18 protein-coding genes are annotated in these 22,123 nt (G+C 50.8%); 14 read left to right on the forward strand and 4 right to left on the reverse strand.

Annotation, left to right across the window (positions count from 1 at the left end):
- Nucleotides 1-128 precede the first annotated feature (128 nt).
- Complete coding sequence (locus WC980_10205) at nt 129-1,691, reverse strand: class I SAM-dependent DNA methyltransferase (protein ID MFA5795420.1); 1,563 nt, start codon at nt 1,689-1,691, stop codon at nt 129-131.
- Nucleotides 1,692-2,027: 336 nt separating this feature from the next.
- On the opposite strand from WC980_10205, the gene WC980_10210 reads away from it, so the two are divergent.
- From WC980_10210 to WC980_10220, 3 genes are all read left to right on the forward strand, one after another.
- Complete coding sequence (locus tag WC980_10210; protein MFA5795421.1) at nt 2,028-2,948, forward strand: phosphoribosylaminoimidazolesuccinocarboxamide synthase; 921 nt, start codon at nt 2,028-2,030, stop codon at nt 2,946-2,948.
- Between the two features lie 235 nt (nt 2,949-3,183).
- Nucleotides 3,184-5,703 carry an ATP-dependent Clp protease ATP-binding subunit gene (locus tag WC980_10215; GenBank protein MFA5795422.1) on the forward strand — a complete coding sequence of 840 codons (2,520 nt, stop codon included), beginning with the start codon at nt 3,184-3,186 and terminating at the stop codon, nt 5,701-5,703.
- A gap of 7 nt (nt 5,704-5,710) precedes the next feature.
- The gene (locus WC980_10220) at nt 5,711-7,294 is read left to right on the forward strand and encodes a CRTAC1 family protein (GenBank protein ID MFA5795423.1); all 1,584 of its coding nucleotides are present in this window, start codon (nt 5,711-5,713) and stop codon (nt 7,292-7,294) included.
- Between the two features lie 9 nt (nt 7,295-7,303).
- On the opposite strand, the gene WC980_10225 is transcribed toward WC980_10220, so the two are convergent.
- Nucleotides 7,304-7,672, reverse strand: a complete 369-nt coding sequence (locus tag WC980_10225; protein ID MFA5795424.1) for an FKBP-type peptidyl-prolyl cis-trans isomerase — start codon at nt 7,670-7,672, stop codon at nt 7,304-7,306.
- A 370-nt stretch (nt 7,673-8,042) separates the two neighbouring features.
- Here WC980_10225 and WC980_10230 point away from each other — a divergent pair, with 370 nt between their 5' ends.
- The gene (locus tag WC980_10230; protein MFA5795425.1) at nt 8,043-8,279 is read left to right on the forward strand and encodes a winged helix-turn-helix domain-containing protein; all 237 of its coding nucleotides are present in this window, start codon (nt 8,043-8,045) and stop codon (nt 8,277-8,279) included.
- A 9-nt stretch (nt 8,280-8,288) separates the two neighbouring features.
- Here WC980_10230 and bioA read toward each other — a convergent pair whose 3' ends face one another.
- The gene (bioA, locus tag WC980_10235) at nt 8,289-9,653 is read right to left on the reverse strand and encodes an adenosylmethionine--8-amino-7-oxononanoate transaminase (GenBank protein ID MFA5795426.1); all 1,365 of its coding nucleotides are present in this window, start codon (nt 9,651-9,653) and stop codon (nt 8,289-8,291) included.
- 78 nt (nt 9,654-9,731) lie between these two features.
- Between bioA and WC980_10240 the strand changes: the two genes are divergently transcribed.
- The 5 genes from WC980_10240 (at nt 9,732) to WC980_10260 (ending at nt 17,302) form a co-directional block, all read left to right on the forward strand.
- A complete protein-coding gene (locus WC980_10240; protein MFA5795427.1) occupies nt 9,732-11,108 on the forward strand; it encodes an aspartate kinase in 1,377 nt (458 codons plus the stop codon).
- Between the two features lie 55 nt (nt 11,109-11,163).
- Nucleotides 11,164-14,085, forward strand: a complete 2,922-nt coding sequence (locus tag WC980_10245; protein ID MFA5795428.1) for a PAS domain S-box protein — start codon at nt 11,164-11,166, stop codon at nt 14,083-14,085.
- An 80-nt stretch (nt 14,086-14,165) separates the two neighbouring features.
- A complete protein-coding gene (locus tag WC980_10250) occupies nt 14,166-14,609 on the forward strand; it encodes an EamA family transporter (GenBank protein ID MFA5795429.1) in 444 nt (147 codons plus the stop codon).
- Nucleotides 14,609-15,943: a DUF4147 domain-containing protein gene (locus tag WC980_10255; protein ID MFA5795430.1), complete on the forward strand. Its 1,335-nt coding sequence runs from the start codon at nt 14,609-14,611 to the stop codon at nt 15,941-15,943. The genes WC980_10250 and WC980_10255 overlap by 1 nt, the downstream gene beginning before the upstream one ends.
- Before the next feature lie 90 nt (nt 15,944-16,033).
- Nucleotides 16,034-17,302 (forward strand): OFA family MFS transporter, encoded by a 1,269-nt coding sequence (locus WC980_10260; protein ID MFA5795431.1) that lies wholly within the window; start codon nt 16,034-16,036, stop codon nt 17,300-17,302.
- Between the two features lie 5 nt (nt 17,303-17,307).
- On the opposite strand, the gene WC980_10265 is transcribed toward WC980_10260, so the two are convergent.
- Nucleotides 17,308-17,886, reverse strand: coding sequence for a flavodoxin family protein (locus tag WC980_10265; protein ID MFA5795432.1), 579 nt, complete (start codon nt 17,884-17,886; stop codon nt 17,308-17,310).
- Nucleotides 17,887-17,993: 107 nt separating this feature from the next.
- Here WC980_10265 and WC980_10270 point away from each other — a divergent pair, with 107 nt between their 5' ends.
- The 5 genes from WC980_10270 (at nt 17,994) to WC980_10290 (ending at nt 22,090) form a co-directional block, all read left to right on the forward strand.
- Nucleotides 17,994-18,488, forward strand: coding sequence for a ferritin family protein (locus WC980_10270; GenBank protein MFA5795433.1), 495 nt, complete (start codon nt 17,994-17,996; stop codon nt 18,486-18,488).
- A 15-nt stretch (nt 18,489-18,503) separates the two neighbouring features.
- Nucleotides 18,504-18,998, forward strand: a complete 495-nt coding sequence (locus WC980_10275; GenBank protein ID MFA5795434.1) for a hypothetical protein — start codon at nt 18,504-18,506, stop codon at nt 18,996-18,998.
- 126 nt (nt 18,999-19,124) lie between these two features.
- Complete coding sequence (locus WC980_10280) at nt 19,125-19,832, forward strand: CsgG/HfaB family protein (GenBank protein ID MFA5795435.1); 708 nt, start codon at nt 19,125-19,127, stop codon at nt 19,830-19,832.
- Nucleotides 19,833-19,924: 92 nt separating this feature from the next.
- Nucleotides 19,925-20,977 carry a hypothetical protein gene (locus WC980_10285; protein MFA5795436.1) on the forward strand — a complete coding sequence of 351 codons (1,053 nt, stop codon included), beginning with the start codon at nt 19,925-19,927 and terminating at the stop codon, nt 20,975-20,977.
- A gap of 18 nt (nt 20,978-20,995) precedes the next feature.
- Nucleotides 20,996-22,090 (forward strand): CsgG/HfaB family protein, encoded by a 1,095-nt coding sequence (locus WC980_10290; protein MFA5795437.1) that lies wholly within the window; start codon nt 20,996-20,998, stop codon nt 22,088-22,090.
- The last annotated feature ends 33 nt before the right edge of the window (nt 22,091-22,123 follow it).

Raw genomic sequence — 22,123 nt, forward strand, 5'->3', positions numbered from 1 at the left:
CCTTCCGTAAAAGATATTATCGGAGTCGAGTCGATTTTTCAAGGAGTTTTCTCCCCCCAAAACTCCTTGATATCTGCAACTTATTCCCCTTCATTCCTTTGTCTCAAATGCGCTGACGTTGAACACTTTTACAACTTTCCACTATTTAATAATTTGCTCATATTACGTAAGATTTTTTCTTCTAACTGATGAGCATTATTGTTCAATTGCCCTAATTCATCATGAAGTTCTTTCATTTTTTCCTTGAAGTCAAAAGTATCTTGTGGCTTTGGAGTAACCCCAACATATCCTCCTGGATTAAGTGAATATCTTTGGTTAGGTATCTGTTGTATAGTAGCAACCTTACATAGCCCAAGAATGTCTTTATATTTTCCTTTGGGGAAATGTTCTTTCATCATTGATTCACTGCCGTTGATAGTCTCGGGCTTTTCGTCACGATGAAGCCGAACGATATTGGCAATAAATTCTATCTGTGCTGGGGTGAATTCCCGGAGTGATCGATCTACCTGTTTATAAATACGCTGAGCGTCTATAAACAAAACCTTATCCTTGCGCTCAGTATTCTTTTTGCCCTTATCAAAGAACCACAGGGTGCAGGGCAAAGTTACAGTATAGAAAAAGTTCGTTCCAATCGCAATTATAGCATCCACCAGCCCTGCTTCAATCATCTTCTTCCTGATTTCCATTTCAGAATGGCCGGCATCACCTGCAGAACTTGCCATCACAAACCCCGTTCGGCCTTTGTTATTCAGGGCATTAAGGAATATCTGTATCCATAGATAATTGGCATTGTCCGTATTGGGAATGCCATAACAAAACCGTTTATCATCCTTAATCTTTTCCTTATCAACTCCGCTGACATTAAATGGTGGATTTGCCATTACAAAATCAAACTTGCCCAAGGATTTGTGAACATCTTCATAATAAGTATTTCCCTCTTTAATATCACCGGCTAATCCGTGTACCGCCAGATTCATTTTGCATAACCTGATAGTGTTGGCAGTCTTTTCTTCACCATAAACCGCTATTTCAGAACTGGGTTTGCCTTTATGCCTTTTCACAAATCTGGCGCTCTGGACGAACATACCGCCTGAGCCGCAGGCCGGGTCGTAGATTTTGCCGTGGAATGGCTCTATTACCTCAACAATAAGCTTGACCAGCGATGTGGGTGTATAAAATTCTCCGCCTTTTTGTCCTTCCTTCTTGGCGAATTCACCTAAGAAATATTCATAAATCTTACCAAAGACATCGCCCTCTATATCCATTGGAATACCGGAGAATATCTTTAGCAATGTAACCAAAACACTATTTTCAATTTCCTGATAGGTATTAGGCAGAACATCCCTTAATTCCTCATTTTCCGCCTCAATTGCCTTCATTGCATCATTAATGGCTTTGCCGATATTGGCGCCTTCAGGCAGGTTTATCAGGTAAGAAAACCGGCTCTTTTCCGGCAGATACAAAACGCCTTTTGCCTGATAATCCACCTTGGAGATAGAGCGTCTGCTACCACTTTTCTGATGTTGCTTTTCTATCTCATCTTTAACGGCAGTAAACTTAAAATCAGCAAATTTAAGGAATATTAGACCCAGCACCGGAACCGAAAACTCTGATGGTTTCAGACCAGTATTCGCCCACAACTGGTCCGCCGCATCCCACAGCCGTGTTTCTAACTCATTCTGTTTTGACATAATTATTCTGCTTCCTATTCAAACCGTAAAAATGGAATATCTCCTCGTATTGCTACAACTTTCCTTTCACCTGATTCTTTATACGCAGAATAGCACTGGATAAGAAATATGTCAAATAATAGTATCCAGTATACAGTGTGTAGGAAAAGGCTACGCTTGGGATAAGTGCTAATAAGGTATGCTTTTCTCTTTTCTTGACACCGGCCGCTGATTTTGCTATACAAGAAAATCTAAACAGGGACTTTAAGAGACAATCTATTTACCACGAAAGCACGAATTGCGCCGATGGCGCGGGACACTAAAATAAAGTCTCGTCCAGTCACTGTTATAAAATTTATGCCTAAACCAAACGTTGTGCTGACCACCGATATCCGCGAACTGGAACGGGTCGGGCAGGGCAAGGTCCGCGATATATACAAAATCGACCGGGACTACCTGCTCATCGTCACCACCGACCGGATCTCGGCTTTTGATGTCATTATGTCCGACGGCATCCCTTTCAAAGGCCAGGTACTGACGGCTATCTCGACCTTCTGGTTCCGGCTTATCCGCGACATCACCGGCTCGCATTTCGTCAGCTCCGATTTCGCCGAAATCTGCCGGCTGACCGATAAGAAAACGGCTGATATCCTTAAGAAATACGAATCTCAATTAGTTGGACGCTCGATGCTGGTCAAGAGCGCCAAGGTCTTCCCGGTCGAGTGCATCGTCCGGGGCTACCTGGCCGGGTCTGGCTGGAAGGATTATTCCAAGACCGGCTCCGTCTCGGGCGTCAAACTACCGGCCAGGCTGAAAGAATCGGACCGCCTGCCCCAGACCATCTTTACGCCGTCCACCAAGGCCACCTCGGGCCACGATGAGAATATCTCTTTCGAGCAGATGGCTAACATAATAAGCGAACCGGCCGCAAAAGAACTGCGCGACCGGAGCATTAAAGTATACGAGGCGGCCCATAAATACGCCCTGACCAAGGGCATCATCATCTGCGATACCAAGTTCGAGTGGGGCACCGTTAATAACGAAATCATCCTGGTGGACGAGGCGCTGACCCCTGATTCGTCTCGCTTCTGGCCGGCCGACAGCTACGCTCCGGGTAAAGGACAGCCGTCGTTCGACAAGCAGTTCCTCCGGGATTACTTGGAAAGCATCAACTGGAACAAGACTCCGCCTCCGCCCAAACTGCCGGAGGAGATTATAAATAAAACATCGGCTAAATACGCAGAGGCATATAAAAAGATTACGGGGAATACAATTTAGGAGAAAATACTAAGTACTAATATCTAAATTCGAAACAAGCTACAAATTCTAATAAACAAACTCTAAACAACAGATGAATTGTTTAGGGCATTAGGAATTAGTATTTGTGATTTGTTTAGGGTTTCGTATTTATTTAGTTAAAGGTAGTATCCCGAAATCATTCTTATGAATGATTACGGGATCTAAGAGGCTGTAACGCTCCTTTGTCGCTAACAGCCTCTAAGAGGAGTACTTTATGTTTGACAAATACACCGACCGGGCACGAAAAGTAATCAGCTTATCCAGAATCGAGGCGCAACGGCTGGGCCACGAAAGCATCGGCTCCGAACACCTGTTGCTGGGCCTGCTGCGTGAAGGCAGCGGCGTGGCCGCCCGGGCCATGCTCAATATGGAACTGGACATCAAAAAGGTGATGGACGAGGTGGAGCGGGTGATAAAGACCGAGCCGCGTCCGACCGTCGGCGGGCAACTGCCCTTTACGCCGGGCGCCAAGAAGGCCCTGGAATTCGCCCACGAGGAGGCGACTCACCTTAAACACGATTACATCGGCACCGAACACCTGTTGCTGGGCCTGCTCCGCGAGGAAGACGGCATCGCGGCGCGGATATTCAAGAACCTGGGCGTCAAGCTGGACGCATTGCGCGAGGAAATCGGCGCTATCCTGGGCGAAGGTATGCCTTCGCACGGCGGTGTCGATGAGGAATCAGAAGGGGCGGCCGCGGCAAAGTCGGGCGGACGGACATCACCGGGCCGGTCCAAAACCCCGGCGCTGGACGCCTTCGGGCGCGACCTGACCGCTATGGCCTCGCAGAACCAGCTGGACCCGGTCATCGGCCGGCGCAATGAGATTGAACGACTCATCCAGATACTTTGCCGGAGAACCAAGAACAACCCCGTCCTGCTGGGCGAAGCCGGCGTAGGCAAAACCGCCATCGTCGAAGGACTGGCATTGGATATCGTGGCCGGCAACGTGCCGGAAATACTCAAGGAAAAACGCATCGTCATACTTGACCTGCCGCTGATGGTGGCCGGCACCAAGTATCGCGGCCAATTCGAGGAACGCATCAAGGCGGTGATGAACGAGGTCATCAAGGCCAAGCACATCATCCTGTTCATAGACGAGATGCATACGCTGGTCGGGGCCGGCGCGGCTGAAGGCGCCATCGACGCCTCCAACGTGCTCAAACCGGCGTTGTCCCGGGGACAGATACAATGCATCGGCGCCACTACCCTGGACGAATACCGCAAACACGTGGAAAAGGACGGCGCGCTGGAGCGCCGGTTCCAGACCATAATGGTCGACCCGCCGACCAAGGCCGAAGCCCTGCTGATTCTTAAAGGACTGCGCGAGAAATACGAAGCGCATCACGGGGTTAAGTTCAGCGACCTGGCCCTGGAAAACTGCGTGGAGCTTTCATACCGCTACATCAGCGGACGCTACCTGCCGGACAAGGCCATTGACGTAATGGACGAGGCCGGAGCCCGGGTGCGGTTGCGCTCGATGAACAAACCGCCGGACCTGAAAGACCTGGAAAACGAGGTCTTGCAGATGGAAAAGGACAAGGAAGCCAGCATCGCGGCCCAGGACTTCGAGAAGGCCGCCCAGATACGCGATAAGATACTAAAACTGCGACAGCATAAGGAAACATCGCTTAAGGAATGGAAGAAAAAGACGGCCGAAACGGTCGGCCAGGTGGACGAAAACATCATCGCCGAGACGGTGGCCCGGATGACCGGCGTGCCGCTTTCCCGGCTGGAGAAGAAGGAAGCCGAGAAACTGCTCAAGATGGAAGAAGAACTGCACAAGATGGTGGTCAGCCAGGACGAGGCCATCTACGCCATTTCCAAAGCCATCAGGCGGTCGAGGTCCGGGTTGAAAGACCCGCGCCGTCCGATTGGCTCGTTCATCTTCGTCGGTCCGACCGGATGCGGCAAGACCCTTTTAGCCAAAGCGCTGGCCAAGGTGATGTTCGGCGAGGAAGACGCCCTTATCCAGATTGATATGTCCGAATATATGGAAAAGCACAACGTTTCGCGCCTGGTCGGCGCGCCGCCCGGCTATGTCGGCTACGAAGAAGGCGGACAGCTGACCGAGAAAATCAGGCGCCGGTCTTACGCGGTGGTGCTGCTGGACGAAATAGAAAAAGCCCATACCGACGTGTTCAATATGCTCCTCCAGATTATGGAAGAAGGCCGACTGACGGACAGCTTCGGACGGCATATCGATTTCAAGAACGTCATCCTGATTATGACATCGAACATCGGCGCCGACCTGATTAAAAACCAAGCGGTTATGGGCTTTAAGAAAACCACGGTGGATTCTTCGTACGAAACGATGAAGGATATGCTCCTCAAGGAGGTCCAGAAATATTTCCGGCCGGAGTTCCTGAACCGGCTGGACGACGTGATTGTCTTCAAGTCCCTCGACAAATCCGACCTGAAGAGCATCGTGGATATCGAGGTGGCCGGAGTCAGGGCACGGTTAAAAGACCGCAAACTGGACCTGGTTATGACGCCGGAAGCGATAGACTTCCTGATTGACCAAGGGTATAATCCCGATTTCGGCGCCCGGCCGCTCAAGCGGGCGATAGAGAAATTCATTGAGGATCCGCTCTCCGAGCAGATACTCAAAGACGCCTATAAGGAATTCAACCAGATAGTCATCCGGGTAAAGGAAGGCCATCTGTATTTTGACGCCTGCAATGCGGCAACCTCGGAACCGGCCTCGTGTAAGAACGTGGATATCAAGGAATAGAATACCTGTGAGAAAAAGTATTTTCTTGTTATATATCACGGCTGTTTCTTTATGCCTACTTGTCCAAACTTATAATGTCGCGGAAGAATCTTCGTCCGCGCCGCCTATAAAATTCACCGAAGTTGCCGAATCAGCCGGATTGAAAGACATCGGGGCGCGGGATGCCCAACTGGCTTGGGCTGATTATAACAACGATGGTTACCAGGATTTCATCCTCAGGGGCCAGCAACTTTTCCGCAATAGCGGCCCGCCCGCCTGGAAATTTACCGATGTTACTGTTGATGCCGGCATAAGTTTTGACGGCGGCGGCGCACTCTGGATAGATTATGACAATGACGGCAATTTAGACCTGCTCACTTTTGGGCAAAAAGATACCCTCTGGCGCAATACCGGCAAGCCTGATTATAAGTTCGTTGATATTTCTGTCCAGGCCGGCGATATTAATGATAATGTGCTGACCACCGGCGCGGCCTGCCTTGATTATGACCGCGACGGCTATCCCGACCTTTATATCGTTAATTATCAATCTGATAAGGCCAGCCTGGCGGACCGGTTGCTCCATAACGAAAAAAGCAGATTCGTTGATGTCACAGAGAAGGCCGGCATGACCGCCGAGAAAAACTCGCCTCTGCCCGGCCGGAGCGCTGTTATCGGCGACTATAACAACGACGGGCTGACGGATATCTATGTCTCCAACTACAGGCTCAGACCTAACTACCTCTGGGAACTCCAGAAGGACAATACGTTCAGAAACGTGGCCGTCGACAAAGGAGTCAATGGCATAGAACGTCAGGGTTATTTCGGCCATACCATTGCTTCGGCCTTCGGAGATATCAATAATGATGGCCTATTGGATTTGGTGGTCGGAAATTTTGCCCATAAGGATATCCAGTCCGGCCGGGGTTTTATCTGCGATGACGCGAAAATATGCCAGAATCTTGGCCCAGCCAAGCAGTATAGATTTACGGACATCCGGGTAAAAGCCGGCATTCCGCTAAAGACAATCGGCGGAGAGGAAGAAACCATCTGCGGCACGTCTTTAGCCGACTTTGACAATGATGGCTTCCTTGATTTATTCATTACCCAGATTTATGACGAACTGCCTTATGCCTTTTCCCGGCTGTTCCGTAATGGCAACGGCAAAGAGGTCTACTTTGACGAGCTGACCAACCAGGCCGGGGCCCGGATCTGGGACACCTATATCTGCACACCGGTTGATTATGATAACGACGGCGATGTTGACTTAATCACCGGCGGCAAGGTGGTATCTGACAAAGGCGCGCCGAATTGCCTGCGCCTGTTCAAGAACGATTGCAATAATAAGAACAGCTGGCTTCAAGTAAAATTAAAAGGTAATCATTGCAATAAATTTGGAATCGGCGCGCGAATAATATTGTCTGCCGGCACAGAAACTCAAATGCGGGAAATCGGGATAACGACTTGCTCCACCTCGTATGCCCCGTATCTGGCATATTTTGGGATAGGCAACATCAAGCAGATAGACAAGCTGGAAGTCCGCTGGCCCTGCGGCAAGGTCCAGAAGATGGATAAACCGGCGGCCAACAAATTGCTCCTGATCGAAGAAAAATAACCGCCGGCGCTATTGCACGCCCAACAGTTCCACCTCGAAGATAAGCGTAGCGTTAGGCGGAATAACATTGCCGGCGCCGCGCGGGCCATAGCCGATTTGCGGCGGGATGGTCAGCTTGCGCTTGCCGCCGATTTTCATTCCGGCCACGCCTTCGTCCCAACCGCGGATGACCTGTCCGGCGCCCAAGCCGAAGACAAACGGCTGGCCCCGGTCTTTGGAACTGTCGAACTTGGTGCCGTTGGTCAGCCAGCCGGTATAATGAACCGAGACGCTCTTGCCCGGACGGGCTTCGACGCCGGTGCCGACCGTCAAATCAATGTATTTCAATCCGGACGTGGTGGTGATTTCGACCGGAGCCTTGTTAACGTTGGTATCCATCGGTGTTTTCTCCTCTCCGCAGCCGGATGCGAGCAAGGCCATAACCATTATCCCGCAAACAACCGCCTGTTTTGTCAGTTTATTCATAGGTCACTCCTTTACTTGGGCTGTTAGAATGTAATGAGTTATCAGCCCAGTATAGTTGGCAGTAATTCTGCCACGATGTTCATCGTGGCATCAAACTGCCACACTACCTTTCTTTTGCGGGAATCTATTATATCCGGCGACCGGAGTCAAATTAAATGATACTTTTTCGGTAATATTATTTTTGCCGGAATATCTATTTTCCTATTGACAAAATTGCCGGACTTATTACAATAACCAGCCTGGAAATAACGATATTTAAAGACATTGGAAGGGGGTGACAATAATGTTAAAAGCGGAAATAGGCAAGACCGCCGGCGAAATGTGGAAACACCTGGGCAAAAACGGCAAGACGTCTCTGTCAGCCATCGCTCTGGAGATGAAGCTGAAACCGGAAATAGCCACTATGGCAATGGGTTGGCTGGCCCGGGAAAACAAGGTCAACGTCAACCGGGAAGGCAAGTCAATAGCCATAACCCTGAGTGACACCGAGGCAAAGATTTACAAACAGACTCAGAAATAAGCACAACAATCAGCGGATTTCCTCGATAGCGCGCCAAACCGCGTCGAGCAGGTATTCCAACTGCCGACCGGAAATACTTAACGGCGGCATCAGGACTATCACATCACCCAAGGGGCGCAGGATTATCCCGTGCTGGCGGACATTGAGCATGACCCTGCGCCCCATTCTGGCCTGGTAAGGATAAGGCTGTTTTGCGGCCTTGTCCCGGACCAACTCTATCCCGACCATAAGTCCGCATTGGCGGATATCGCCGACATGGGCCAGGCGCCGGAATTCATTTAGTCGTTCGGTGAGCCGGCGAATCTTAGGTCCCAACTGCCGAATGGTCTTGTCTTTACGGAATATTTCCAGGTTAGCCAGGGCGGCCGCGCAGGCCAGCGGATTGCCGGTATAGGTGTGGCCGTGAAAGAAGGTCTTGTTGTCCCGATATTCGCCCAGAAACGCGGCGAAGACCTTTTCCGTGGTCAGAGTGGCGGCCAGGGGCAGGTAGCCGCCGGTGATGCCCTTGGCCACAGCCATAATATCAGGCCGAACAGATTCGTGTTCGCAGGCAAACATCCGTCCGGTCCGGCCGAAACCGGTGGCCACCTCGTCAACAATGAACAAGATGTTATATTGAGTACACAACTGGCGGAGCCGTTTGAGAAATCCGGCCGGCTGGGTAATCATCCCGGCCGCACCCTGGATTAGCGGTTCTATGACTATCCCGGCCAATTGCCGGTGATGTTTCTTAATCAGTTGCTCGGCTTTAAGCAGGCATTCCATCCGGCAGGCGCTTCTTTCCATATTGAGCGGGCAGCGGTAACAATATGGCGCCGGCGCCTGGATGGTCTTGAACAATAACGGCTTATATATGGCGTGAAACAGGTCCATGCCGCCCAGGCTGACCGAACCGATGGTATCGCCGTGATAGGCGTTGGCAAAAGTCAGGAATTTGGTCTTACGTGTGTTGGCTTTGCGGTTGCCGGGCGCCTGTTGCCAGAACTGAAAGGCCATTTTCAGCGCTATTTCCACGGCCGTGGAACCGCTGTCGGAATAAAACACACGGCTCAGTCCCTTGGGCGCGACCCGAATCAGCTCCCGGGCCAATTCTATGGCTGGAACGTTGGCCAGACCAAGCATAGTCGAATGAGCCACCCGGTTGAGCTGTCCCCGAACGGCCCGGTCAATTTCGGGACGGCCGTGTCCGTGCACGTTGCACCAAAGCGAAGACACGCCATCCAGATAACGCCGGCCCCGGCTGTCATAAAGATAGTTGCCTTTGGCCCGGCTGATTATAACCATATCGTCGGACATCCATTCTTTCATCTGGGTAAACGGATGCCAGAGATATTTTTTATCCAGGCCCGATAACCGGCGGTTGGTCTTGTTCATATAATAAATTTAACTATATCTTTTTTCTTTCCGATGTCAAATAAGTGGCGCAGTGTCGCCATTAACTGAAAGGTAATAATGAAAGTCCTTAAATTCGGCGGGGCCAGCCTGAAAAGTCCGGCCGCTTTCCGCGACGTGGCCAGGATTATCATCAACACCAAGGGCGATAAAGCGGTGGTGCTTTCGGCCCTTAACGGCGTGACCGACAGCCTGCTTGGTTTCATCCGGACCTGCTCCAGCAAACCATCAAGCCAAGCGCAGATAAAAAGATTCGTCCAGAACCTGAAAACCCGGCATTTCGACATCCTGAAAACCGCCCTGGGCAAAAAGGCCATACGGCCTGAGACCGTCCGCTCGCTCAATCTTAACCTGTCCAAGCTAGAGCGCTTGTTTTACGGCGTCAGCTATGTGGAAGAAGTCAGCAACCGGACGCAGGATTTCATCATCAGTTTCGGCGAACGTCTGATTGTACTGGTCATGGCCGAGGTACTCCAGAGCCTGGGCGCCCGGGCCGAACCGCTCGAGGCCGATAAAATAGGCATGATTACGGATGGCGATTTCGGTAAGGCTTCGGCCATCCTGCCGCTGGCCACCCGGAGCCTGAGGCATAACCTGATGCCCATAATCAAGAAAAACGCGGTCCCGCTTATAACCGGGTTTTTCGGATGCGACCGCTACCAGCGAACGACCACCTTCGGCCGGGGCGGCAGCGATTACAGTGCTTCGGTCGTGGCTTACGCGCTTGACGCCGACCAGCTGGAAATATGGAAAGACGTCGACGGTTTTATGAGTGTCAGCCCAGAGATAGTCCGGAGCGGGCATCTTTTGGATGTGCTTTCTTACGACGAAGCGGCCGAGATGGCCTACTTCGGCGCCGAGATATTGCATCCCCGGATGGTCGAACCGGCCATGCTCAAGAAAATACCCATCATCATCCGCAACACCTTCAATCCCAAGCACAAAGGCACGGCCATAGTGGCTCAGGGATACAAAAGCAGGGATATCGTCAAAGGCATCGCTTACGACAGAAATATCGCCATCCTGAAAATCCACGGAGCCGGCGTGGGCTATAAGCCGGGCGTGCTCCAGGATATTACGGCCAGCATCGTCAACCGCGGGCTAAATATCAAGTCGGTCATAACGTCGCAGACCTGCATTAACATCCTGCTGGCCAAGGATGACCTGGAATCGGCCTATCAGGCGCTGACCAAGGCGCGCATCAACGTCATCGAACACCTGGAAAAGGTCAAGGGCATCGCCCTGGTCGGCATAGTCGGCGAGGGTCTGGTCAGAGCCAAGGGCTTGGCTGCCCAGGTTTTCAAGGCCGTGGCCGATGAGGACGTCAATGTCGAGGTTATCTCGGCCGGAGCGTCTTCGGTGGCTTATTATTTCATCATCAAGGATAAGTTCATCAAACGCGTGGTCCGGGCGATTTATCTGCAATTCTTCGATTAACTGTCGGGTATTTTTGTTGACTTTCCGGGCACGTTCTGGTAATATTATCTGGCAAATGAAAGACAAACCTATTAATTCAAACGACAAATCCCAACCCGAAATACCTATACAGCATAAAGCCCTTTTCGAGGTGCTTAACAATCTGGATGTCTACGTAGTGGTGCTGGATAAAAACGGGAACATCATCCTTTTTAATAAAGCGGCCCAGCAACTGACCGGATATTCGCCGGATAACCTGAAGGGCAAAACAATCTGGAGTAAATTCACGCCATCGGAAGAAGCAGGAAAAATCAAAACTCTATTTACCGAACTGAAAAACACCAAATCTATCGAGCCGATGGAACGGATCTGGAAAGACAAAGCCGGTGAGGAACATTTAATCCGCTGGTCCGCCAACGTCTTATTGGATGATGCTAACGAACCGGAATACATCATCGGTACCGGCATCGATTTCACCATTCAGAAGAAATGCGAAAATACACTTAGAAATAACGAAGAGTTTCTAAATAATATATTTTCCAGCATTCAGGACGGCGTCAGCGTCCTTGATAACGACTATAATATACTCAAAGTAAACCAGGCCATGGAAAAGTGGTACCAGCACGCCATGCCGTTGAATGGTAAAAAATGCTATCAGGTCTATCACGGAAGAACAGCTCCTTGTGAAGTATGCCCAACCCGTACAACCCTAAAAACTAACCAACCTGCTTTCGAGGTTGTCCCCAAAACCGGGCCTAACGGCAAAATTGTCGGTTGGCAGGGGTTGTATACTTTCCCTTTTATCGATAAAGTGACCGGCAAACGGACAGGCGTTATTGAATATGTCCGAGATATCACAAAAGAAAAGGAGGCCGAATCGGCGATTCAGGAGGCGTTTAAATTCCTGGAATTGGTTATGAACGGCGTACCCGAACCTATTTTGGTCATTAATAAAGATTATCATGTCAAGATGATGAATAAAACAGCCCGGTCATTCATTTCTGAAAACACTGATCCCAACCGTGTCTTATTCTGCTATGATATCCTGCATAAAGAACACCAGCCCTGTTACAAAAGTAAACCCGGCTTATGTCCGCTTGAAATCACCGGTAAAACAGGGAAAATAACCTCTGTTGTTCATGAGCATCTAATGCCTGACGGGCAAGTAAAACACATTGAATTAATGGCCTCGCCTATTTTTGATAATAAGGGCAATTTTATGGGAATTATTGAATCATCCCGCGACATTACCGACCGTAAACTGGCCGAAGAAGCCCTGAAAGAAAGCGAAGAGCGCTACCGGACTATTATAGAAACCGCTAACGACCTGATTTGGACTTTGGACATCCAGGGGAATTTCACCTTTTTTAACCGCCAGGCCGAAGTAATAACCGGGCATAAATTTGAAGATTGGCAGGGCAAATCATTCTTTCCCTTGCTTTACCCGGACGACGTAAACCCGGTTAATGAAGTATTCAAGCAAGTATTGACCGGCGAAACTCAGCAATATACCGTCAGGATTTATAACCGAAGCGGCGCGCTACTAACTCTGTCAGTTAATATTGCTCCAATTTACCAAAAAGGCACTGTGATTGGAACGGTAAGTTTCGGGCGTGATATCACGGCCCGTAAACTGATGGAAACGGCACTGCACCAAAGCGAAAAACGCTACCGAACGCTGGCTGAAGCGGCCCAGGATATGATTTATATCGTTGACCTCAACGGCACAGTCCAATATGTCAATACCTTTGCGGCGACCACTCTTCATAAAAATCAGGCGGAATTGGTAGGCCAGAAACTGGAAAAATTATTTCCGCCTGAAACTAGCCGGCGATTCAAGTCCAACATCCAGACTGTTTTTGACAGCGGCGAACCATTATATGTCCGAGCCAAAACGACTTATCCTAATGGCGAACTGTGGCTGGGCAGCTGGCTGGCCCCGATAAAGAATACCGCTAAAAAAGTAACAGCGGTTATGGGTATATCCAGAGATATCACATCCCAAGAACAAACTGAGAATGCACTGCATGAAAGTGAAGAAAAATATCGCAATTTAGTGGAAAACATCCAGGACGGTATTTTTGTCATCCAGGATGAAAAAATACAATTCGCAAACGACGCCTTTATAAAAGCAACCGGCTACCCGGCCGAAGAAGTCATCGGGGCAAGTTTCACTAAATTCATCGCGCCCGAAGACGTGGCCATGGTTTCGGAACGTTATACCAAAAGACAGTCCGGGGAAACCACCCCCAAGGAATATGAATTTAATATCTTGCAAAAAGACGGCCGGACCAAACTAACGGTTAACTTGACCGTCGGGCTGATCACCTACAAAAACCGGGTCGCCACGATGGGCACGGTCAAGGATATCACTGCGCGCAAGCGAACCGAATTCGAGCTGAAGCAAAGCTTTGATCGCTTGCATAAAACACTTAAAGGAATCGTTGATACCCTTTCTTCCCTTGCCGAAAAAAGAGACCCATACACTGCCGGCCACCAATACAATACGGCCCGCCTGGCGGAAGCCATAGCCAAGAAAATGAATCTTCCGGAAGAAAAAATAGAATGCATCCGGGTTGCCGGAATGCTTCATGATATCGGAAAAATTTCCGTTCCGGCGGAAATTTTACGCAAGCCGGGCAAATTAACCGAAACAGAAATGAACATCATCAAAATACATCCGCAGAGCGGATTTGAAATACTCCAGAATATCGAATTCCCCTGGCCAGTAGCCCTGGTAATCCATCAGCACCACGAACGTATGAACGGATCGGGATATCCGCTCGGCATTTCAGGTGAAGACATCCTTATTGAATCAAGAATACTGGGCGTGGCTGATGTGGTCGAGTCCATGGCATTAGAACGGCCGTACCGCTCGGTCATCGGGTTGGATGCCGCTCTTGATGAAATAACTAAAAATAAAGGGTTGCTTTATGATTCTGATGCGGTTGATGCCTGCGTCAGGCTGTTTAGAGAAAAAGGTTTTAAACTGGGATAATTAATAATCCTTGAATTCATCCTGCCGATTATTTATACTCGCCCGGAAAAGCATCGCTGTTTTAGAAAGGATGAACTATTATGCCTGTAAAAGTAATTGTTTTCCTGGGCATCGCTATTTTAGGCTGGGGAATTGCCGCGGTTATCGATAAACTGGCCTTAAAGCAGGGCGAACCGCTGATCGGGCTGACCGTCCGGGCGGCGGCCATCCTTTTTATGTTAATTACGGCCATTATCATAAACGGCAAGACCAAAGAACTCGTCTCGTTCGTCCAGAATGACATGCGCTCGGTGGTTTTATTTTCATTGAGCGGATTACTGTCCGGGTTCATCGCCATGCTGGCATATTACGCCGCCTTACAGCTGGCGCCGGCCAGTAAAGTGGTCCCCATAAGCTCAATCTACCCGCTGGTGACAGCCTTACTGGGAATATTTCTTCTTAAGGAATATATGTCCATCATCCAAATGGCCGGCGTTTTACTGGTTGTGGCCGGCGTATATCTCATCCAGTTCAAAATCAATTAATGGTTTCGTTATCAAATATCAAATTTGATGTCAAGGCCGTCTTTGCCGCGGCCCTGAGATCCGCCAATCCTTACAATGCCACCCTTAAACACCTGGCCAGGAACGGCCCAATTCTACAAATCGAAAAATACCAATATAACCTGGATAGGATTCGAAGTGTTTATGTCTTCGGCGCGGGCAAGGCCGCCCTATTGATGGCCCTGGCAACGGAGAAAATACTGGGCCGCTACTTGACCGGCGGTATAGTCTGCATCCCGGATAATTACCCGAAAAAACCGGCCCCAGATAAAATCAAGGTGCGCAGCTCAGCCCATCCCATCCCTGATAAGCAAAGCCTGCAATGGGCTATTGATATCAAAGAAATGCTCGGCAACCCGGCATCAAATGACTTGGTTATCTACCTTGCTTCAGGCGGCGGCTCGTCTTTGCTCACTATTCCGGCCGCCGGCAGCACATTAAAGGACGTACAGCAATTAACCGGCTTGCTCCTTAAATCCGGAGCCGATATCCGCGAAATGAATACCGTTCGCAAACATATCGATATGTTTAAGGGCGGCTGGCTGGCTCTTTATGCCCATCCGGCATCCCTGATTACCCTGGTTTTATCCGATGTCGTCGGCGATGAAATGAATATGGTCTCTTCCGGCCCGACCCTGCCCGACTCATCCACATTCAAGGACGTTTATAATATCCTCGTAAAATACGACATCTGGACTAAAACACCATATTCCATAAGCGAAAGAATCCTATTCGGAATGAAAGACGCCGCATTAGAAACCCCCAAACCGAAAGACAAGTATTTCTTCAACGCCAGGCCAATCCTTGTCGGTTCAAACAGCCTGGCTTTATCATCCGCCCGAACCAAGGCAAAATCACTCGGTTATGAGACTATTATTCTGCCTCAAGCTGTTACTGGCGAGGCGCGCATCGCGGCAAGTGTTAATGCTGAACAAACAATTAAACTGGCAAAATCAAGGACCAAACCATTGTTCATCATTTCCGGCGGAGAAACCGCCGTCACCGTCAAGGGTAACGGCACCGGCGGCCGTAACCAGGAATACGCCTTAGCCTTCGCCCTCCGGATGAAAAAGCTTAACTTCCATAACTTCATCTGCCTGAGCTGCAGCACGGACGGAATAGATAATGTAAAAGAAACTGCCGGAGCGATGGTTGACGACTCATCCGTCGACAAAGCTGTCGCTAAAGGATTGAATCCGTTTAAATTACTGAAAGGTAACGATTCCTACCATTTCCACAAGGCTATCGGCTCGCTTGTTAAAACCGGCCCGACCGGCACCAATGTGAACGATATCCAGATTACGGCTGTTTGGTAAATACCAAATCTCCTGTTTTTCTTGCTTTTATCCCTGCTTTTCTATACTACCCTTCAATCATTAATTATAAATACTTAAGAGGAGTAATTTATGCCCGAAGAAAAAGTAATGAATCGTTATTTGGTGGTTGTCGGCGCGGTGCTTATTCAATTAGCCTTGGGCGCCATATACGCCTGGTCGGTTTTTACCTCGCCGCTCAAAGAAGCCGGTTGGTCTAATTCCGACACGCAATATGTGTTTTCGGCCGGCTTGGCCTTCTTCGCCGTTGTCATGGTGTTGGCCGGACGCCTTATGCCCAAGATTGGTCCGCGCAAGCTGGCTATCTCCGGCGGTATTGTCCTTGGATTAGGTTACCTCTTCGGCGGTTTGGTCGGAGGAATAAGCAAACCTCTCGTCATTCTTTTTATCGGCGTTATCGGCGGCAGCGGCATCGGATTAGCCTATGTCGTGCCTATTGCCGTATGTATGCGTTGGTTCCCGGACAAGAAAGGGCTCATTACCGGCATCGCCGTGGCCGGATTCGGATTCGGCGCCATGCTATGGGTTAAGCTGGCCAGTGAATGGGGCGGTCTGATTGCCACCTATGGATTGAGCAATACCTTTGCTATTTACGGCGTTATTTTCTTCGTTATGGTAATTATCGGCGGTATCTGGATGGTCTTTCCGCCGGCAGGCTGGAAACCGGCCGGATGGGAACCACCAGCTCCCCAGGCGGGCAAGGCCTGCGGCGCAGTTGATTTTTCCTGCAGCGAGATGCTCAAAACCGGCCAATTCTTTATGATATTCATCATTTTCGTATTCAGCGCCGGAGCCGGTCTTATGACCATCGGGCTGATGAAGTTGTTCCCGACAAAAGCGCTTATGGCACAGTCGGGTATGAGTGAAGCCGCCGCTAAAGCCGTGGCCGGTACAGCTATGGCGGTTTTTTATTCATTAGCCAACGGATTGGGCCGTATTGTCTGGGGCATCATTTCCGATAAAATAGGGCGCAAACTCTCGATAATTATCATGACCACCACACAAGGCATATTTATGATTCTTTTCCAATGGTTTGCCGGAACAACCGGGTTATTATATCTGGGCGCCACCATGATCGGTTTCAATTTCGGCGGTAACTTCTCATTATTTCCGACTATCTGCGCGGATACCTTCGGTGCTAAATATATCGGCCAAAATTACGGCTGGGTATTCTTAGCTTACGGCATCGGCGGGATTTTTGGGCCTATCCTGGGCGGGAAACTCGGCGACCTTGGTAATTTCCCGCTGGCCTTTACTATTTGCGGTGTTCTCTGCTTGGCCGCTGCCGGTATATCTGCAATGCTTAAACCACCCATTAAAAAGGAAGCCATAGCCTCTTAAATAAATTATGGCTCGGTTGAATCGGCCATTGATTTGCCGGACTCAAAGACATCCGGCAGAGCGGTGGGATGCTTCCTGATATCACCCTTGTTGTCTATGCTTTGATAGAAACGTTCACCCTTATATTCAACGTTAATCGCATCAAAGAAATACTTCGCCGTAAGCTTGACGCCGTCAAAAAGCGACTGACCCTTGGTGCCGCCCGCCGAGATAAAGAACCCGGCTCGCTTCCGGCCCAAGTCTTGTTTGAGGATATGCTTACGCGCCCAAAGCGCCTGGGTCCGGTCAACCAACGCCTTCAGCTGTGACGGCAGGCCGTAAAAGAATACCGGCGCCGCCAAAACCACCATATCGGACTCCAAAAGCCGGCCGTAAATCCCGGTCATATCATCATCAAAGACACAATCACCCGTTTTAAAGCAGGCATTGCATTCGGTGCAGGGATATATGTTCAAATCACGGACGTGTAGTCTTTTTATATCCGCATCCGGCGCAACCGCCAGCACGCCCCGGAGGAATTCGTCCATCAAAATATCCGTATTGCCGCCGGCCCGCGGGCTCCCGTACAAAGCTGTTATTTTCATAAGCGTAACTTATCACTATTCCCGCCCCAGGCAAAATATATTGCTAATAATCTTTCTTGACTTCCGGCTGGTTTTTGATCTATTGATACGCTAAAAAAGGAGTCCCAATGAGTTACTTTTTCAATGCCGAGGAAATATTCCACGTGGCCATAGGCATCGAACAAAACGGCGAGGAATTCTACCTGGCTATGTCCAAACAGGCCGGAGATAAGAAGACCCAGGACGTCTGCCGCAGGCTGTCCGCCGAAGAACACTCTCACCGCCTGATGTTCGAACGCCTGCTTAATGAGTTCCTCAGCAAGAAAGGCTCCTTCCTCGAATTAAAGGAGCTCTCCGAAGATGACCTGAACTATATCAAATCCCTGTCCGACTCCAACGTTTTCATCCGCCCGGGCTATCTTAAGGAAGCGTCCGGAAACATAAAAACGGCCCCGGACGTGGTTAATCTGGCCCTCGACTTCGAAAAAGATTCCATACTCTTCTTTATCCAGATGAAAAAGTTCACCCGCCCCGAATGGGGCCGGCCGGAACTCGACAAACTTATAGCACAGGAGCAGGAGCATATCCGACTCCTGACCGCTCTGTTAAAAGAGCTTGGTTAACCTGCGCCTTATAATATGACCCAGAAACAAAACCTGAAGCTTACCTTAATCTTCGGCCTGTTTTTCATCTCGCTAGGCGGCTGGCTGCTCCATCTGCGCATCCACTCGCCCTGGAACAACCAGGTCAACTATCTGCCCTTCATCATCGGGATTCTGAATATCGCGGTCGTGCCCTGGCTATTCCTGTCCCGGCGCACCCTGGCGCTAGGATACATCATCAACGGTATGAGCGTCATCTTCGGCATCATAATGATGGCCGACTTCTCGCTGGGCAAAATACCCCAGGCATTCACGGCCAAGGATATCATCCTCAACACCACCCTGGCCGACATCCTGCTGCTAATCGGCAAGTTCGCCGCCGGCAAAGCCTTATTCGACCTGGAGTTCACCGACCTGGCCAAAGATTTCCCGCTCCGTTCCAGGTTCGCCCGATACCCCAACCTGGGCTGGTGGCTGATTCATCTTGTCGCCATCGCCGCGGTATACTTCATCGGCAAGGAGGTCTTTTAATATGCGCCACTTTAAACTCGGCTCGCCCGGCTGGTTCATCCTGCATATCATAATTATTTCCTTGACTTTTTGGCTGGGCTCTGTTATAAGATTTTAATTAACCATATATTGAAAGGAGTTTATCAGATGAAAAAACATGTTTTAAGCGGACTGGTCGCGGGACTGGCTTTAAGCTTTATCGCGGGTTGCGGTTCTTCCAGCGTCTCTTCCTCATACACCAAGGACACCACCCCGGTGACCCAATACACCCCGCCGCCGGTTAACATCCAGGTCAAACGCATCGCCATCCTGCCCTTCAAGGACAAGACCACCAACAGCCCCATCAAGGGCGACGTCGGCAGTATGGCCGTCGACCAGCTCACCACCCTGCTGGTCAACACCGGCCGCTTTTCCGTAATCGAAAGGGAGCGCCTTGACGCCGTCCTCCAGGAACAGGGTCTGGCCGGCAAAGGCATGCTTGACCCCGCTACCGCCGCCCAGGTCGGTAAAATCCTCGGCGCCGAACTGGTCTTCACCGGCTCAATCACTAACTGGGAAGTCCGCGAGGCCAAAGAAGGCACCTTTGTCCTGCTCGGCGGCAGTTCCGCAAGAACCATCGATATCGACCTGGCCCTGGACGGCCGTATCATCAATACCACCACCAGCGAAATAATGTTCGCCGACTCCGGCGAAATCAAACGCCAGGAAAAAGTCACCGCCACAGCCGTCCTGAGCGGCTCACCCGGCGCCTATGTCAAACTGGACCAGTCCGTGGCCGGCAAACAGCTCCGGCTCGGCCTGGATGATATGCTTTCCAAAATTATTCCCAAGGTCGACGCGAAATTCTCCAGGTGATTTTATTGTAATTATCCTGCCAAGCCTTGCTTGGCTGGATCTAAGTGCCAATACGTCACTTTGTTTTTACTGGCACTAAAAGAAAGGCTTTTATGAACAACAGAATGAAACTGATGATGATGACATCGCTCTTAATCAGCGCGGTATTAATGCTCGGCTACGGCGGTATGTGCGGTAGCAGCAGCAAGTCGGACAGCGGCGACAGCGGCACTACGGCCCCGGCCGCCACCGGCATCGCCGTCGACCCCTACGTCGAAGGCGTCCAGTTCTTCGAAGACCTCGATAACGACAGCATCAAAGACGTCGGCGAACAACTCTCCAGCCTGTCCGATGCCAACGGCGTATTCACCTTCGCCGACCTGCTCACCCTGGGCTCGACCCTGACACTCAACCCCTCGGTCACCGGCACCCATAACGGCGTGGCTTTCACCGGCAAGATTAAACGGACCGTTGACACCATCACCGACACCCTGGTCACCTCGCCCCTGACCACACTGCTGGCCAACGGCTGGACCGAATCCGAGGTCGTCCTCATCCTGTCACAGGCCGGACTGACCGGCATCACCACGGCCGATATCAAATCCAACCCCATGGCCGGGATAGAAAACCTCGACGCCGCCACCCTGACCGAGGCCCATCTGATAAAGATCCGCGCCTCCATCGCCATCTATTCGTTCCTGTCGGTTATGGACAAGGTCATCACCAGCACCGGCATCACCATCAATTATAACGCCTTCGTAGCCAGCCCGACGGCCATAACCCTGCTCCAGAATATGGTCACCTCCATCAACAACGGGCTGTCCACCCAGATTCTGACCAGTATCGACACCGCCCTGGCCAGCGTCAATACCATGTTGGTAGGCATAGGCCAACCGACGCTTCCCAAGGTCACGGCCGGCGACGTCATCAGGGCGTCCGTGGCAATCTCCAACCACATTATCCCCAAGGTAATAGTCAACCTGGCTTATCTGCCCACCCAAATTGAGGTCACCAACTGGTCGTTCGACCTGGGCAAACGGTTCTATACCCTGAGGAATAAAACGCATACCAGCGTTCAAGGCGGAATTACTTACGGACAACTGACGCCGATTGGCACTGCCACAACCTTCATAATAGACGACTCCGGAACGGTAATCAACCAATAAATCAGTTGCGAGGCAACTATGGCTAAGTTAACTCATTACGCCCTGACCCTGTGCCTGCTGGCCCCGGTCCTGCTGGGCTGCGCCTCGACCTCGACCAGCACCGGCTATACCGATGATGACAGCAAATGCGGCATCTACCCCCCGCCGCCGGTCAACTTCGCCAAGAAACGGCTGGCCGTCATACCCCTGAGCGATAAGACCAGCCAGAAGTTCACCAAGACCAACCTCGGCTCCCAGGCCGTTGACATCGGCACCACCCTGCTCCTGGCCACAGAACGGTTCACCCTGGTCGAGCGCGAGAAAATGGACGCCCTGCTGGCCGAGCAAAAGCTGGTCGGCATCGTCGACCCGGCCACGGCCGCCAAGGCCGGCAAAATCCTGGGCGCCGACCTGATATTCACCGGCGCCGTCACCGACTTCGAAATCAAACGCTCCAAACGCGGCAACCATATCGGCATCCCCAGCATCGGCAAGATGCCCGCCTTCAACCTGGGCAAGGAAGTCCAGATAATGGAAATCTCAATGGCCGTTGACGGCCGCATCGTCGAAACCGAAACGGCCCGGGTCATCTTCGCCGACTCAGGCGAAATAAAGCGCGAGGAAAAAGCCGAGGGCTGGCATTTCGGACTGTATGATGGCGGCGGTTATTCCCAGACCGGTTCCATCAAGATTGACGAATCAGCCGCCGGCAAACAGCTCCGCTTCGCGCTCGATAACCTCATCCAGAAAATGGTGCCCAAGATAGACGCATTTTACACGGCCCAACCGGAACCGGCGACTGACAAAACCCGTACTAAACGCATAAAAGAATTACTCATCCAATTCTCTAGCGAAGGCATGGAAGACCACACCTATGCCGCCAGAACCATGGTCGAGATGGAAGCGGTCCCGGATATGATAAAACTGCTGGAAGACGCCGACCCGGATGTCCGCTCACTGTCAGCCTGGGCGCTGGGCGAACTAAGGGCCAAAGAAGCAGCCCCGGCCATCACCAAGCTTTTAGAAGACCCTGAGCCAAAAGTCCGCGAGGCCGCCAGGGAAGGACTACGGTTATTAGAACAGAAACCCGCACCGGTCCAGGAAACACTAGAGGAGACGGAAAAAACCAATTAATAAACGGCGCCTAAAGCGCCAGAAAGAGGTGGA

This window comes from Candidatus Brocadiia bacterium (genome assembly GCA_041658285.1).
Taxonomy (GTDB): domain Bacteria; phylum Planctomycetota; class MHYJ01; order JACQXL01; family JACQXL01; genus JBBAAP01.